Source organism: Nocardia sp. NPDC052112, assembly GCF_040680135.1.
Classification (GTDB): domain Bacteria; phylum Actinomycetota; class Actinomycetes; order Mycobacteriales; family Mycobacteriaceae; genus Nocardia.
The window spans coordinates 342,341-356,929 of record NZ_JBFAWD010000003.1 but is presented as its reverse complement, the minus strand read 5'-3'; the positions used below and the strand labels follow the sequence as shown (position 1 = coordinate 356,929).

Genomic DNA, 14,589 nt, shown 5'->3' with positions numbered 1-14,589 from the left:
CGAACGGGATAGGAGCGACACCAGTGCGGTCAAGCCGATGAGCGTTCACGGCACAGAAATGCGAATCGCCAGCCCGACTGAGAATTCTCGAGATCAGATCTTCGGCGAAGAGGCGAACTGCTTGACGTAGCGGTGGGCGGGAACCGCTACGGGACCATCGGGTCCAGGGGCCTGGTGGCTGAACAGGCCCGCATCGATCCACCCGTTGCGGGCATAGAAGGCGCGGGCTCGGGTGTTGCCGGGAACTACCGCCAACCAGGCGCGCGAATGGCCGCCAGCTTGTATGCGTTGCTCGGCGGCGGCGAGTAGCGGTGCGGCGACTCCGGTGCCACGGAGGTGGCGGGATAGGTAGACCTGGTCGACCTCGTCGTCGAGGGTCATGACGAAACCGGCCACCTCGTTATCGATGGTGGCGACAACGGTGTCGTCGATGCGCTGTGCTGCGCGTGTTCCGAACGAATCCGGTGGGCGGACGGCGATGAGTTCGTCGGGGACATTGCCGAGGTGAGCATCGCGCCAGCCGTCGTACCAGATGGCCGCGATGGATTCGGCATCCTCGGGTCGGGCGGGGCGTAGCTGTGGAGAATCGGTCATCTCGGAAATGTAGCGCGGTCGGCATTGACATGAACCCCGGTTGAGGTTGAAGGCTGGGGATATGAATCGACCACCTGAATTCTGGAACACCGCCTATGACAACGGGTCCGCACCGTGGGTGATCGGGGAGCCGCAGCCCGCGGTGCTCGAATTGATCGAGCAGGGCTGGATTCGGGGTGCGGTGCTCGATGTCGGCTGCGGTGCCGGTGAGCACACCATTCGGCTGACCGAGCTCGGCTACGACGTGCTCGGGGTGGATCTGGCGCCCAGTGCGATCGCGTATGCCAGGGCCAATGCGCGCGAGCACGGTGTGGCCGCGCGGTTCGAGGTGGCCGATGCCCTGGATCTCGGGGACGAGCCCCGCTACGACACCATTCTCGACAGTGCGCTGTTCCATGTTTTCGCCCATGACAACGGCGACCCGGCCGATTACCTGCGCAGCCTGCACCGGGTTCTGCAACCCGGCGGGTACCTCCACATCCTCGCGCTCGCCGATACCGAACCCGGCTTCGGCCCGCGCATCAGCCGCTCCGCGATCTCCGACGCGTTCGGCGCGGGTTGGGAGTTGGCGGAACTGAAGCCCGCCCGATATCGCGGACGCGTCAGCGAGGCGGTCGTCGAGGCGCGGGATCTCGGCCTCACGCCGGGCAGCATTGTCGATGAGGCGGCCTGGCTCGCCCGCGTGCGCCGCATCATGTCCTAGCGCTGTGCAAACACCCGGCCTGGTGGACTGTGCATCGGGTCGCGGCACTGCCTGCCGTGATCCGATCGCCAACCGAAAGGGTCATTCGTCATGACATACACCCGTACCGGATTCGTGCGAACCGCTGTCGCGTTCGGCGGTCTGCTGGCGGCCGGGGCGCTACTGGTTCCTGGAACCGCTTCGGCGCAGCCGGGCATCGGCGGCGGACTGATCGAGACGACATGCAGCTTCGCGCAGGTGGATGCGGCCATTCATGCCGAGGCGCCCAAGTTCGCCGAACGCCTGGACAGTCATCCCGAGCGCAAGGCGAAGCTGCAGGAATTCCTCGGGCTGCCGGTCGAGCAGCGTAAGCAGCGCGCCCAGCAGTGGCTCGACAATCACCCCAATGCGCGGACCAAGATCGATGAGAAGCGCAATACGCCCGAGGGCCAGCAGAAGATCGATAAGCTGCGGCAGATCGCGAACACCTGCCACAACTACTGATTCGAACGCGGGCGGCGCTATCCGGCGTCGCCCGTTCGGTTCGCGATGGTGACCGTGACGGTGAGTCCGCCTTCGGGCCGCACGCTCGCCCTGACCTCGCCACCGTGCGCGTGCGCGACCGATCGTACGATCGACAGCCCCAGCCCCGCGCCCTGGCTGTTCGGCGCATGCGCCGATTCGGCGACCCGTTCACCGGCGGCCAGTCTGCGGAACGGTTCGAAGAGGCTGTCGACCTCGAAGGCGGGCACGGCCGGGCCGGTATTCTCCACGACGAGTTGGGCATTGCCCCCAGAGCTCGCCGATCTGATTGCGACCCAACCATTTACGCTGATGTTGTAGCGAATCGCATTGTCCACCAGGTTCTGCGCCAGCCGTTCCAGCAGCACCGGATCACCGGAGACCGGAGCCGCCTCGATATCGGTGCGGATCTCGATACCGGCCCGGTCCGCGGCATCGCCCGCGACGGTGACCACCCGGCGGACCACCTCGGCGAGGTCGACCCGAGTGCGTTCGATGAGGCGCTGCTCACTGCTCGCGAGCACCAGCAATCCATCGATCAGCCGCTCGTGCCGACTATTGACCTCCAAAAGCGTCGCCCCGAGCCGACGCGTCGATTCGGGTGCGTCCGGATCGTCCAGCGCCACTTCGATCAACGTGCGATTGATGGTCAATGGTGTGCGCAGCTCGTGCGAGGCATTGGCGACGAAGCGGCGCTGACCGTCGAAGGCGCGATCCAATCGCTCCAGCATGGCATCGAAAGTGTCTGCCAGATCCTTGATTTCGTCATCGGGTCCGGTCAGCGCGATCCGCTCGTGCAGGCTGCGATCGGCCACCCGGCGTGCGGTCGCGGTGATCCGCTGCAGCGGACGCAATGCCCGTCCCGCGAGCAGCCAACCCAGTCCGCCCGCGACGATCCCGATCACACCCAGCGAGACCAGCGACCATATGAGCATCGCCTCCATCGTGTCGCGACGTTTCTTCGCGGCCTGCGCGGTGAGTGCCTGGTACAACTCCTCGGACACGATCGGGCGGTTCCGCTTGGCCAGGTACTCGCGCACGAGTATCTGCGCACCCATCCCGGGTCGCCGATCCAGCGAGCGATCGAGATAGAAATACATCAGCGCGACCAGAATGGCCCCGGCGATGAAGAATGCGCCCGCGTACAGCAGGGTGAGCCGGAGCCGAATAGTGCGGCCCCTCACCGGATGCGGTACCCCACGCCCGCCTCGGTCTCGATCACCTGCGGATCGCCCAACTTCCGGCGCACCATCATGATCGTGTACCGCACCACCCCCGTGAACGGATCGATGTTCTCGTCCCATGCCTTCTCCAATAGCTGCTCCGCCGACACCACTCCGCCATCGGCGCGCAATAGTTCGGTCAATACCGCGAACTCCTTGCGCGACAAAGAAATCGGCTCGCCATCGCGGGTGACCGTCAGTCGGTGCGGGTCGAGCCGAATCCCGGCCCGCTCCAGCACCAACGGTGTCGCGGGCCGTGCGCGCCGCCCCAGCGCCTGTATGCGGGCCACCAATTCGGCGAATGCGAACGGTTTGGTCAGATAGTCGTCGGCGCCGAGTCCGAGGCCCGCGACCCGCTCGGCCACCGCCGCGGCGGCCGTCAGCATCAGGATCCTGGAATCGCTGTCCGACTCGGTGAGCGAGGTGCACACGACATCTCCGGATACCGTCGGTAGATCGCGATCCAGCACGATCACGTCATAGTCGTTCACCCCCACCCGCTCCAGCGCATCCGCGCCGTCGTACACCACATCGACCGCCATCGCATGCCGCCGCAGCCCATCGGCTATCGCGTCGGCCAGCAACTGCTCGTCCTCGACCACCAGTACCCGCACCCGACCATCGTGCCTGTTGTCGCTGTTAGGACACCGTTAGGGCGCTGTCGGTGCGACAGACCCCGGGTCGAGTCGCCGATTTCGGCGCATGTGGCGATGGAGAGTGATTCAATCTGCTCGGTGTGTGTGCTCTCTAGTAGCTGATTGCAGTGAAAGGAGTTCAGATGACAATGTCGGTCGCCGACCGCATATTCCTTCGCGTCAACCGATTCCATACAGAACGGGTTGCGGTCGCTTGGGGCGGACGGCATATTCTGCACGGTCGACAGCCGAGCCCCGGTGACGTCGTGCTGACCAGTAACGACTATCTCGCGCTTGCCCGCGTGCCGCATATCGTCGGCGCGATGTGCGCGGCACTGCAGAACGCGAGCGAGGGGGCACCGCCGTCGGGTGTCTTCCTGCACGGCCCCGACCATCCGCAGATCGTGCTGGAAAAGACGCTTGCCGACCATATGCGGGCGGCGGCCGGAATTCTGTGCCAGTCGGGATGGGATGCGAATGCCGGATTGATGCAGTCGATCGCCGACTCGCAAACGCCGGTCTATGTCGATCACATGGCGCATATGTCGCTGTGGCATGGCGCGAAAACCGCTGGTGCGCCGGTGTATTCGTTCCGGCATAATTTTCCGGGCCATCTGCGCGACGAGATCCGCAAGCACGGCCCCGGCATCATCGCGGTGGATTCGATATACAGCACCAACGGGAGTCGCTCTCCACTGACTCAGATCTGCGATGTCGCCGATGAAACCGGCAGTGTGCTGGTGGTCGACGAATCGCATTCGCTCGGCACCGATGGCCCATACGGTGCGGGCATGGTGGTCGCGCTCGGCCTCACCGACCGCGTGCCCTTCCGAGTAGCCAGCCTCGCAACGGCTTTCGCGGGCCGCGCCGGATTTGTCGCCGCGAACAATATCGACTTCGTCGACTACTTCAAGATGGAGTCCGATCCCGCGGTCTTCTCCGCGGCGCTGCGGCCGCACGATATCGCCGGTCTGGGCGCGACCCTCGATGTGGTTCGCACCGATGAGTGGCGGCGGGTCCGGCTGCGCGAGATCTCCGCGGTCGTGCGCCGTGCGCTGATGGCCTTGGAATTCGACCTGGAGGGTTCGGCCAGCCATATCGTCGCGCTGCAAACCGGTTCGGATGAGCGCACCATGGCGATCCGCGACTTTCTGGAGGCTCGTGGCGTTTTCGGTTCGGTGCTCTGCTGGCCCGTTACCGCGCCCGAACGCGCGCTCCTTCGCTTCTCGCTGCATGCGGGGCTCACCGATATACAGGTGGATCGACTCATCCAGGTGTGCGCCGAGGTTCGGGACACGTTCGGCGGGATGGTACCGCTGCGTTACGAAAAGCCGAGGCCGGCACCGCCGCCTGCGCAACTCGTGCCGACTCGGTGAGCTACCGGGTGGCGGCTGTGGCACGCGGCAGGATCACCGTGAAGGTAGCGCCATCGCCCGGTGCACTGTCCACGCTCACCCGACCACCGTGTGCCGCGACGAGGGCCTGCACGATCGACAGCCCCAAACCGGTTCCGCCGCTGGCCCTGGTGCGCGAGTCGTCGGTGCGATAGAAGCGTTCGAAGACGCGGGCGGCGGCCTCGGGCGTGAGGCCGGGCCCGGTGTCGATGACATCGACGCGCACCTCATCGGCGGACGGGGTGAGTCGCACGGTGATCGCGGCGGTGGCCGGAGTGTGGGCCAGCGCGTTGCCGAGCAGATTCGCCAGCACCTGACGCAGTCGGGCCTCGTCGCCGGTCACATCCATGGTGCCGACACCGGGACGGACCTCCATGGTGATCGGGCGCCGCGGATCGCTCTGCTGCCGCGCCGCCATGGCCTGCGCATTGTGCACGGCATCGCCGGCAAGCGTCAGCAGATCCACTTGGCTTCGGTCGAGTGGGCGTTTGGCATCGAGTCGCGCGAGCATGAGCAGGTCCTCGACCAGCAGGCCCATGCGCTCGGCCTCGGCCTCGATGCGTCCGACCACCATGGACGCATCGGTGCTCGCCCCTTGGCGGTAGAGCTCCGCGAAACCGCGGATCGTGGTGAGCGGGGTGCGCAATTCATGGCTGGCATCGGCGATGAACTGGCGCATCCGGCGTTCGGAGCGTCGGGCGTCCTCCTCGGAGGCCTCGGTGGCGGCGACACCGCGCTGGATCTGCGCGAGCATCGCATTCAACGACCGTGCCAACCGGTCGACCTCGGTATCGACATCACGCACCGGAACGCGCCGGTGCAGATCGCCGCCCGCGATCGCCGCCGCGGTCTCCTCGACCTCGCCCAGCGGTCGCAGGCTGCGCCGCACGACGAAGTATCCGACCACACCGAGCGCGATCAGCGCGGCCGCTCCGGTGCCGAGTTCGAAGTAGATCAATCGCGATACCGTCTCCTGGTTATCGGTGAGCGGTAGCGCGATGGTCGTCGAGCCGTACTGGTTGCTGGTGGTCAGGGCGCGCCACTGCAGCTCGGATCCATCGGTCGAGCCGACGGTCGTGGGGACCGACGCCGTTCGCCCGTCGATATCCGGTGTGGTGCCGGTACTGGCGACCGTGACCGAAGTGCCCGGATAGATCTGTCCCTCCGGGCCTTTGTGCAGCTCGTAGAAGCGGCGGGGTTGTTCGGTGAACAGCCGAGGTGTCGGCGCCTGCGGTAAGTCGACCGGAACCCAGACCGTCGCACCGTCACTCGTGACGACCTGTTTCATCTCACGCGGCTGTGCCCAGGTTCGAACGGCATCGTAGAGCTGCTCGTCGGTGCGCGCGGTCAGTGATCGACTCAAAGCGGAGGTGACCGCGAACCCTGTCGACAGCAGGACCATGGCCGCGAGGAAGACCAGGGCGACAACGAGTCCCACCCGCAGCGGGATGGCCGAAACCCGGCGGGCGAGTGATTCGCGCCGTCTCATATCCGGCTCGGCTGCGGTGCGCGCAGCACATAGCCGACACTGCGCAGCGTGTGGATGAGCTTCGGTTCGGTGGTGTCGACCTTGCGGCGCAGATACGACACATACGACTCGACCACGCCCGCATCACCGCCGAAATCGTAGCGCCACACGTGGTCCAGAATCTTCGTCTTACTGAGCACCTTGCCCGAATTCACCATGAAATACCGCAGCAGCGTGAATTCGGTGGGTGACAATGCCACCGGCACGCCGGCTTTCCAGACTTCGTGGCTGTCCTCGTCGAGTTCGATATCGCCCACCGTGATGCGGGACGACAGGTCCGTGGCGGTATCCCTGCCCGATCGGCGCAGGATGGCCCGCAGCCGGGCGATCACCTCTTCGAGGCTGAACGGCTTGGTGACGTAATCGTCGGCACCGAGGCTCAGTCCGGTGAGTCTGTCGTCGACCTCGTCGCGTGCGGACAGGCACAGCACCGGCGCATCGACTCCGTCCGCGCGCAGCCGTCGCAACAGCCCGAACCCGTCCATGCCCGGCATCATCACGTCCACGATCAGCGCGTCCGGCCGGAACCGGCGGACCTTGTCCAGACCGTCCGTCCCGCTGGTCGCGGTGACCACCTCGAACCCCTGGAATCGCAGACTCACCGCAAGGAGCTCGACAATCATCGGCTCATCGTCGATGACGAGAATGCGTGCTTCCGGCTCTGCTCTGCTCATTCCACCAGCGTGCCGGGCGGAGCAACGGCGGAGCTCAATGCAAGCTGGGTGTTGGCTGTGAGCCGTCGATCCGCTGGCGACTAGCTTTCCGGTTCCGGATGAAAAATGCGTTTGGCTGCCTGAATGAGCGTTTCGCGGCTGTCCGGATTCTCGACATGGAGTGCGAAGGCCAATTCGCCGGTATTCGCCAGCAGCCAGCCCTGTCCGCCCGTGGTGGTGATATATCCGCCGCCGCCGATCAGGCCGCGGAGTTGGCCGACCACGTCGGCGGGCAACGGTGTCGACGCGGCGGAAGTCGTCGCCGGGCGACCGATTTCGATCATCGGTGGCGTGATGCGTCCATTGGCGATGGCGGCGGCGAGAATCGCCATACCGTAGGGGCTGGCCTGGATTTCGTTCGTCCGGCCGCCGCGTCGGACCTCTTCGGCGCCCGCAGTCGGGACCCGCGAACCCGCCTTGTCCACACCGGGCAGCGCGAAATCGACGCCGAGACCGAGCATGCGGGCGGCCTGGGTGATCTCGTCTACGGATACGTTCTGCGGCGGTTTGTGTGCGACGGTGGCCGCCGCCGTGCGCAGCAGTTCGGTAGTGCCGCCGATCGGGGCGAGTCCGGCGAAGGCCATCGATTCGTTCGCGCTGGCCGCATTGTTGTCGGCCGCGGCCACGACGGCGCCGGTGGCGGGGTGGATCACGACCACGGCCGTCGGATTCCCGACGTAGTTGACCGCATCCTGGGCGGCGCGTTGCCAGTGCGGATCCAGGGTCGCGGGCACATCGGGCGCCGGCGCGCCCAGCTGTCCGGCGAGGTTGGCGATCGGACGCCCGTCGGCTCCCGAGAGCTGCACCGCCCAGCCCGCGGTTCGGTCCCGGTTGTCCTGCCACGCCGTGCGCAGCGCGTCGAGCATGGGTGATTGGATGCGCCGGTCGGCGGAGATCAGCCGTGGCTGGGCCTGTGTCACCACCCCGGGAATCGGCGCGATATCCGGTTCGAGCACCTCGTAGTCGTCGTGTCGCAGATTCACCGCGACCACCGGCTTACCTTGGGCGGCGGCGAGTTGCGCGCGTAAGGACTCCCCGGTGATCAGCGGGGCGATCGGTTCGATCGCCTTGGCCAGCGCATCGGTGGTGGCGACCGGATTGGTGATGCGAGTGGGGTCGAGCCGGACCACGTCGATGATCTGCTCGGTCATCAGCGTTTGGCCGAGGCAGTCCTTCACCACGGGCGTCGGCGGCGCATAGGCCTTGACCAAGTGGACCGTGCGGGTGTTGTCCAACTGCGGCATCACGATGGTGGGGTCCCAGGAGATGCGCCAGCCGGTCGCCAGTTTTCGTACCGTGCCCTGCGCATCGTATGTCCAGTTTCGATCGGGTCCGAATGCCCATGCGCCCTGCAGGGCGAACAGGCCCTCCCCCTTATCCAATGCGATGAATTGCGTCAAGCGGAAGTCCGGAGCACCCGGACTCAATCCGTCGAATACCTGTCGTAGCGATGCGGCGGCATTGCCCGGTTGGGAGGTCAGTTTCGCGGCTTTGTCCGCATCCCGCTTGTTCAGCAGTTCGGTGAACTGTTCGACCACCACCCGCGCATCATCCGGATACTCGCCGAACGAACAGGCGCATCCGCCGAGTGCCAGCGCGAGGATCACGGCCCCCAATGCCGCTGAGCAACGGGCGCGGATCATGTGCGGTCCGGTGCGATGACCAGGGACATATTCATCGGGATCCTCGATTCTCGAGTTCAACCGTGATTGATGGTCGTCAGCATCCGATAGCACAGCGCAGTGGACTTCGAGGCTAGCCCGCACATTCGGCAGCTATCCACTCGATAAATCGGATAGCTGCCGAATTGCGATGGACTCGAAATATGCTTAATTTGGCTTACCGCAACAAAGTTCGAGTCGATGAGAGGACCCCGGCCGATGGCCGAGGTCCGATCGGATCACGGCTGCGGCGGTGGGCTGAAGACGCCGAAGTCGTTGCCGGAGGTGTCGAGGATATGTGCGAAGACGAGGCCGTCCTTGCCGGTGATCGGCGGGACCGCCACCTTTCCGCCCAGTCGTTCGGCGGCCGCGACCGTGGCCGCCACATCCTGGACGAGTACGAAGAAGGTCGCGTGATTGGCCGAGGCATCGGGGGTCCGCGAGATGCCGCCGCTGGGTGCTTCGCTCGCGGGATAACTGACCAGGTCGTAGGTGTCGGCATTCGGATCCGCGGCGAAACTCCAGCCGAACAGGTCGCCGTAGAACTTCTCGACCTCCTGCGGCTTATCGCTGCCGACCTGGAACCAGGCCACCGTGTTGAAAGGGGGAGTGCTGCTCACCGTGTCGTCTCCTCGCGATCGGGTATCGGTGTCTTGCCCGATCACGATCACCCGGCGCGGCGACAACCCCCTGTCGGTGTTTCCGGCCGATTTCGTATCACAGCGCGACGGTGCGGAGTTCGAGATCGTCCGGAATATCGGATGGGGTGTTGGGGAGCGAGCGCGGCGATACCGGCGTATCGGTCATGGTCACCGCCCGGATGCGGTCCAGCCGGAAGCAGCGGGATTCTCCACGCAACCGGCACCAGGCGATGAGATACCAGCCGTGGGATCCGCTGAGGAATGCCGTCGGCTCGACCTCTCGTTCACTGACCGCGCCGAAGCGGTCCGAATAGCTGATCCGCAGCCCCCGACCCGCTTCGATCGATTGTCCGATGACCGAGGGAATCGCCTGGGCAGGTTCCGCATCCACCGGATCGAGTAGGCGAACCCGTGCCGCGAGGTCGCGAGCGGCGGCCGCATTGCGCTCCGACATCACCCCGAGAATTTTGCGCAGCGCACTGCGGCCCGCTTGGTCGAACGGTGTCGCCTCGCTTCGCGCCAAGGCCACGGCGAGTGCGACGGCCTCCGCCGGGGTGAAGTTGAGCGGCGGCAACGACATGCTCTTCTCCAGCGCGTATCCACCGCGCCTGCCGACATCCGCGTAGATCGGAATGCTCGCCTGCTGCAGTGCCGCGATATCGCGCTCGATCGTTCGAACGCTCACCTCATAACGCTGCGCCAACTCCCGCGCGGTCCGCATCCGCGGCGCCACCGCCCGCAACTCCTCGACGATCGCATACAGCCGATCCGTACGGTTCACGCCGCCACGCTAGCGTCTGCCACCGACAGGTAACGCCCGTTCGAATTGTCCTGGCGCATTGTGGGATCGGGTGCGGTCACATACCCAGCGAGTGCCGCGCACAGGTGGTGGCGGGTGCGCGGATGTCACCGGATATGCGACGGCTCGGGTCAGCGGCGGGGGGAGACCAGCATCGGTTCGTGTAGGTCGAAGAATTCGACTTCGCCCATGAGGTCGCTTTCCTCTTCGAAGAGGGTGCGCAGATCGTCTGGGATCTCCAGCTTTTCGTGGGCACGGGCCTCGGCTTCGGAGGTGAAGTAGACGGCCTCTACGTAGCCGTCGCTGCCATATGTCGCCAAGGTGCCGCCCAGAATTTCGGGGCGCAGTTCGTGGATGCGCTCGGTGCCTTCGGCGAGCAGTTCGCGCATGCGGCGCGGATTGCGGGTATGGCCCTCCATGACCTGGACGAACCCGGCGTCATCGGAGCCGCCGCCCAGCCACTGGGTCACCTCGGGGCAATCCATGAACGCGACCGGTCCGTCGAAGCACTGCTCGGTCTCGGCCCACCACGCGCCCTGCTCCGGACGAGCGCTATTGCGCCGCGCCGCTTCCTCGGATTCGAACCGCATCATTGCGATGAACGTGCCGTCATTGCACAACCCGCTGGTCGTCCCGAGGTAGCCGACGGCACCCGGCTGCAATTCCTCGTTCCACCGACCCATACAGCGACGTAGCCGATCGGCGTCGGAAACCTTTCCTTGAATAACTTGGATGAACATCGAGTCCTCCTAGTGCGGAGGGTTCACTCCGCTGGTCGCGAGGCCTGATGCGTCGTGGTCCACCGCGGGTGCTCGGACCGCACGGCCCGCGAACACGGCCACCGCACAGCTAATAGTTCGCCGCGGTGCGACCATACGCAAGACCGGTGCGAGTCAGTGTGCGTCGGCGCGGTTGGTCAGGAAGATTTCGACCAATTGGTTGACGACCTCGGGCACCTCGGCGGCGGCGAGGTGCGCGGCATCCTCGATGACCGTGAGCTCCGCGCCGGGAATGGACCGTGCCATGGTCTCGAGTTCGGGTACCGGAAAGGTGCGATCCTCGCGACCACCGACGACCAGTGTGGGGCAGGTGATCGCGGCGAAGCGGTCGCGTTGGTCCGTGCGCTCGACAACGACGGATCGGACGGCATGAGCGACCGATTTGGGGTTGTTGCGACGGGCGGTGTCGAGGACCCGGCGCACGACATCGGGACGCGTGGCTTCGGTTGTCGGTCCGAGGAAGGCGCGCACCACCGATCGAGTGAGCGGCGGGCGGATGCCGCGCAGGATGCGGACAATGACCAGCAGCGCCAGATACTGCAGTTTCTGACCGGTCGGGGCCGCAGAGGCCGTGCCGTTCATCAGGATGGCGGAGCGGACGCGGTCGGGAAATTCGGCGGCGAAGGTGCCGCCGATCATGGCGCCCCAGGAGTTTCCGATGAAGTGGGTCCGCGGTAGTTCGAGGTGGTCGAGAATATCGACCACACAGCCCGCGCAGTCGTCGAAGGTGAAGCCGCGGGTGAGCGGACCGGATTTTCCGTGACCGGGCGGGTCGACCGCGATGGTCAGGTAGTTCTCGGCGAAGTGGGCGACCTGCGCGTCCCAGAGACCGGCGTCCATGAGCAGACTGGGCCACATCACGAGCGGATCGCCGTGCCCGGTCGTGACGACGTGCAAGGTGCCGAGCCGAGTCGGGATGTAGCGATCCGTGCTGTCCATGGGTTCCTTCAGCGGAGGGCGAGGGCGAGGAAGAAGTCGACGCGGTCTTCGAGGCGGGCTAAATCGCGGCCCGTCAATTCCTCGATGCGTTGGATGCGGTAACGCAAGGTATTCACGTGAACGTGAAGTAGCTCAGCGCATTTGGTCCACGAGCCGGACACCTGGAGGAAGGTTTCCAATGTGTGCACGAGCTCGGCACGGTTTTCCTGGTCGTAGCTGCTCAACGGGTCGAGTAGGCGCAGGCGGAACATGCGCCGGACTTCGTCGGGAACGCTGGCCAGCAGGAGCATATGGGTGGCCAGTTCGTCGTGGCCGACGACGCTGGTGGGAGTGGGGCGGTCGGCGGCCAGGCGGCGGGCGTAGCGGGCTTCTTCCACGGCGCCGCGCAGGCCTTCGCCGTCGACGATGCCGCTGACCCCGATCGAGAGGTGAGCGCCCTGCAGTCCTGGCTCCAAAGCGGTTACGGCGCGGTGGATTTCGCCGATTATCGCGCCGTCGGCGGGGATGAGCGCGATGGCTTCGCCGTCGACCACACCCGCGGCTGGCCTTTTGCCATACAGGATTTCGCGCAGTAGGACGCGTAATTCGCCGGGGCGCAAGGCATCTGCACCGGCAGCCACCGCGACATAGGTTTCCGCGGGGCCGAGGCCGGTCAGTTCCATGCGGGAAATGATTTCGGCGGGTTTGGCATCGGAGACGATGAGTTCGATGAGTTCCTGGGCGAGGCGGCCCTCGGCGCTCTGGCGATCGTCCAGACGTGCGCGTTCGAGGGATACGACGGCCGCGAGCTCGCCGGTCAGGGCGCGACGTTCCTCCGGCCAGTCCTTGCAGTCGCCTTCGAAGACCAGGAACCAGTCGGCGGCGCGGGAGGTGCTGTGCTCGTCGACGGCGAACAGCGAGAAGCGGGCCTTGTCCTGGACCAGCACATGGGGGAGGCGGCGGGCGTTCAGGAAGGCGGCCGTGACCTCGACCGGCGGTGGTTCGGCAGGTCCGGCCACCACCCGCCCGGTGGACGCGACGACCCAACAGCGCATTCCCAGATCGCGTTCGATCAGCTCCAGCACCGAGCCGAGCCCGGAGCCCGAAACGAGTTGGCGGTGGCGATCGAGGATCGCGGTCAGATCAGCGGCGCGCCCGGTCGACAGATTCCGGGTCAATGTCTCGGTGACCTGGGCGAACGCAATGTCCTCGCGGACACGGAACAGCGGTATCCGATGCCGATCACAGGCCTCGACGACATCGGGCGGCGCGCCGCCGTAGCGGGCGTCACCCGCGGCGAGTCCGGCGACTCCGGCCTGGGCCAGCGCGCGCACGAAGGTCTCGCTGTCCTCGGGGGTACGACGCCATTGCAGGCCGGTCAGCACCAGCTCGCCGCCGGCGAGATAACGGCTCGGATCGAGCATGTCGGTGGTCACTACCCAGCGCACGAAACGGTCGAGCTCTGCTTCGCCGGTGACGAGCTCGAGACCGAGATCCATGGTGAGAAGTGATCTGAGTCGCACAGCTGCCGAGGCTAACAGCTGATCCTGAGCCAGCTCGTCGCCGCTTGGATATTCGCACAAACAGGCCCGTGTGAACTGGCGCACAGTTCAGATTTCTGGTTCCTAGCAGCACAGATGAACGGCAGGTGTACTTACTCCCATCGCAGAACAAGCTCGATGGGAGATCGGATGTCCGGTGAGATCGGATGGCTCAACGCACTGCCTCCGGACCAGGCCGTGGCGGAATTGCTGACCTGCTGCGCAGCACATGTCTGGGCGCAGCAGATGGCGGCGCACCGACCCTACGTGGACAGCACGAGCCTGATGGCCGCCGCGGTCGCCGGGGTACGGGAACTGAGTTGGCCCGATGTCGAGGAGGCGCTGTCCGCACATCCGCGCATCGGCGACCGCGCGAGGGCGGGCACGCACGAGCGCGAGGCCAAGTGGTCCGCCGGTGAGCAGTCGGGGACCACGGGTGCCGACCGGCAGACTCTCGATGACATCGCCGCGGGCAATCTGGCCTACGAACAGCGGTTCGGACACGTCTTCCTGATCCGCGCCGCGGGGCGCTCCGCCGAGCAGATCCGCGCCGAACTACGCAGGCGCCTGGCGAATACCGCCGAGGGCGAACGCATCGCGACTCAGCGCGAACTCGCCGAAATCACCCGGCTGCGAATCCGAAAGCTGTTGGTGGACAGGTGAGTCTGTCCACCCACGTGCTGGATGCGGCATCCGGTCGCCCGGCGGCGGGGCTCGCGGTGCGGCTGGAAAGGGCCGACGGCAGCGTGCTCGCCGAGCGCCACACCGATGCCGACGGGCGTCTCGAGGATCTGCCCGCACCCGAAATCGGTGTCCACCGGCTGATTTTCGAAACCGGTGACCGCAGCCCGTTCTACCCGTCGGTGACCATCGAGTTTCGCGTCACCGACCCAGCCGAGCGCTACCACGTGCCGCTGCTGCTCAGTCCCTATTCCTACTCGACCTACCGAGGTAGCTGA

General features: G+C 65.8%; 16 protein-coding genes. 5 read left to right on the top strand and 11 right to left on the bottom strand.

Translation table 11 applies throughout. The features are described from left to right. Positions 1 to 93 precede the first annotated feature (93 nt). Positions 94 to 594, bottom strand: coding sequence for a GNAT family N-acetyltransferase (locus AB0L58_RS07695; protein WP_364382787.1), 501 nt, complete (start codon positions 592 to 594; stop codon positions 94 to 96). A gap of 61 nt (positions 595 to 655) precedes the next feature. Between AB0L58_RS07695 and AB0L58_RS07690 the strand changes: the two genes are divergently transcribed. Continuing rightward, complete coding sequence (locus AB0L58_RS07690) at positions 656 to 1,297, top strand: class I SAM-dependent methyltransferase (protein ID WP_364382784.1); 642 nt, start codon at positions 656 to 658, stop codon at positions 1,295 to 1,297. 90 nt (positions 1,298 to 1,387) lie between these two features. Next, entirely contained in the window at positions 1,388 to 1,780 is a 393-nt protein-coding gene (locus tag AB0L58_RS07685) for a hemophore-related protein (RefSeq protein WP_364382781.1), read from the top strand. Between the two features lie 17 nt (positions 1,781 to 1,797). On the opposite strand, the gene AB0L58_RS07680 is transcribed toward AB0L58_RS07685, so the two are convergent. Next, on the bottom strand, positions 1,798 to 2,982 hold the full coding sequence (locus AB0L58_RS07680; RefSeq protein WP_364382778.1) for an ATP-binding protein: 1,185 nt from the start codon (positions 2,980 to 2,982) through the stop codon (positions 1,798 to 1,800). Further along, complete coding sequence (locus AB0L58_RS07675; RefSeq protein ID WP_364382775.1) at positions 2,979 to 3,635, bottom strand: response regulator transcription factor; 657 nt, start codon at positions 3,633 to 3,635, stop codon at positions 2,979 to 2,981. Before AB0L58_RS07675 ends, AB0L58_RS07680 begins: the two co-directional genes overlap by 4 nt. 164 nt (positions 3,636 to 3,799) lie before the next feature. Here AB0L58_RS07675 and cqsA point away from each other — a divergent pair, with 164 nt between their 5' ends. Further along, positions 3,800 to 5,032 carry an alpha-hydroxyketone-type quorum-sensing autoinducer synthase gene (cqsA, locus tag AB0L58_RS07670; protein ID WP_364382771.1) on the top strand — a complete coding sequence of 411 codons (1,233 nt, stop codon included), beginning with the start codon at positions 3,800 to 3,802 and terminating at the stop codon, positions 5,030 to 5,032. A gap of 1 nt (position 5,033) precedes the next feature. On the opposite strand, the gene AB0L58_RS07665 is transcribed toward cqsA, so the two are convergent. The 8 genes from AB0L58_RS07665 to AB0L58_RS07630 form a co-directional block, all read right to left on the bottom strand. Further along, positions 5,034 to 6,539 carry a HAMP domain-containing sensor histidine kinase gene (locus tag AB0L58_RS07665; protein WP_364382768.1) on the bottom strand — a complete coding sequence of 502 codons (1,506 nt, stop codon included), beginning with the start codon at positions 6,537 to 6,539 and terminating at the stop codon, positions 5,034 to 5,036. Next, the gene (locus AB0L58_RS07660) at positions 6,536 to 7,252 is read right to left on the bottom strand and encodes a response regulator transcription factor (RefSeq protein WP_364382765.1); all 717 of its coding nucleotides are present in this window, start codon (positions 7,250 to 7,252) and stop codon (positions 6,536 to 6,538) included. The genes AB0L58_RS07665 and AB0L58_RS07660 overlap by 4 nt, the downstream gene beginning before the upstream one ends. 80 nt (positions 7,253 to 7,332) lie before the next feature. Then, entirely contained in the window at positions 7,333 to 8,994 is a 1,662-nt protein-coding gene (locus AB0L58_RS07655; protein WP_364382762.1) for an NTF2-like N-terminal transpeptidase domain-containing protein, read from the bottom strand. Between the two features lie 197 nt (positions 8,995 to 9,191). Continuing rightward, positions 9,192 to 9,572, bottom strand: a complete 381-nt coding sequence (locus AB0L58_RS07650; protein WP_364382759.1) for a VOC family protein — start codon at positions 9,570 to 9,572, stop codon at positions 9,192 to 9,194. A gap of 97 nt (positions 9,573 to 9,669) precedes the next feature. Continuing rightward, positions 9,670 to 10,374 carry a WYL domain-containing protein gene (locus AB0L58_RS07645; RefSeq protein ID WP_364382756.1) on the bottom strand — a complete coding sequence of 235 codons (705 nt, stop codon included), beginning with the start codon at positions 10,372 to 10,374 and terminating at the stop codon, positions 9,670 to 9,672. Positions 10,375 to 10,523: 149 nt separating this feature from the next. Next, the gene (locus AB0L58_RS07640) at positions 10,524 to 11,132 is read right to left on the bottom strand and encodes a hypothetical protein (RefSeq protein WP_364382753.1); all 609 of its coding nucleotides are present in this window, start codon (positions 11,130 to 11,132) and stop codon (positions 10,524 to 10,526) included. 153 nt (positions 11,133 to 11,285) lie between these two features. Further along, positions 11,286 to 12,110 (bottom strand): alpha/beta fold hydrolase, encoded by an 825-nt coding sequence (locus AB0L58_RS07635; RefSeq protein ID WP_364382750.1) that lies wholly within the window; start codon positions 12,108 to 12,110, stop codon positions 11,286 to 11,288. 8 nt (positions 12,111 to 12,118) lie between these two features. Next, positions 12,119 to 13,612, bottom strand: coding sequence for a PucR family transcriptional regulator ligand-binding domain-containing protein (locus AB0L58_RS07630; RefSeq protein ID WP_364382747.1), 1,494 nt, complete (start codon positions 13,610 to 13,612; stop codon positions 12,119 to 12,121). A 168-nt stretch (positions 13,613 to 13,780) separates the two neighbouring features. Between AB0L58_RS07630 and uraD the strand changes: the two genes are divergently transcribed. After that, positions 13,781 to 14,293 (top strand): 2-oxo-4-hydroxy-4-carboxy-5-ureidoimidazoline decarboxylase, encoded by a 513-nt coding sequence (uraD, locus tag AB0L58_RS07625; protein WP_364382744.1) that lies wholly within the window; start codon positions 13,781 to 13,783, stop codon positions 14,291 to 14,293. Next, positions 14,290 to 14,589, top strand: a complete 300-nt coding sequence (uraH, locus tag AB0L58_RS07620; protein ID WP_364382741.1) for a hydroxyisourate hydrolase — start codon at positions 14,290 to 14,292, stop codon at positions 14,587 to 14,589. The genes uraD and uraH overlap by 4 nt, the downstream gene beginning before the upstream one ends.

Excerpts from the sequence above, each read along its gene's own strand:
- AB0L58_RS07695 (WP_364382787.1), bottom strand. The coding sequence starts at position 594 with ATGACCGATTCTCCACAGCTACGCCCCGCCCGACCCGAGGATGCCGAA.
- AB0L58_RS07690 (WP_364382784.1), top strand. The coding sequence starts at position 656 with ATGAATCGACCACCTGAATTCTGGAACACCGCCTATGACAACGGGTCC.
- AB0L58_RS07685 (WP_364382781.1), top strand. The coding sequence starts at position 1,388 with ATGACATACACCCGTACCGGATTCGTGCGAACCGCTGTCGCGTTCGGC.
- cqsA (WP_364382771.1), top strand. The coding sequence starts at position 3,800 with ATGACAATGTCGGTCGCCGACCGCATATTCCTTCGCGTCAACCGATTC.
- AB0L58_RS07665 (WP_364382768.1), bottom strand. The coding sequence starts at position 6,539 with ATGAGACGGCGCGAATCACTCGCCCGCCGGGTTTCGGCCATCCCGCTG.
- AB0L58_RS07660 (WP_364382765.1), bottom strand. The coding sequence starts at position 7,252 with ATGAGCAGAGCAGAGCCGGAAGCACGCATTCTCGTCATCGACGATGAG.
- AB0L58_RS07640 (WP_364382753.1), bottom strand. The coding sequence starts at position 11,132 with ATGTTCATCCAAGTTATTCAAGGAAAGGTTTCCGACGCCGATCGGCTA.
- AB0L58_RS07635 (WP_364382750.1), bottom strand. The coding sequence starts at position 12,110 with ATGGACAGCACGGATCGCTACATCCCGACTCGGCTCGGCACCTTGCAC.
- uraD (WP_364382744.1), top strand. The coding sequence starts at position 13,781 with ATGTCCGGTGAGATCGGATGGCTCAACGCACTGCCTCCGGACCAGGCC.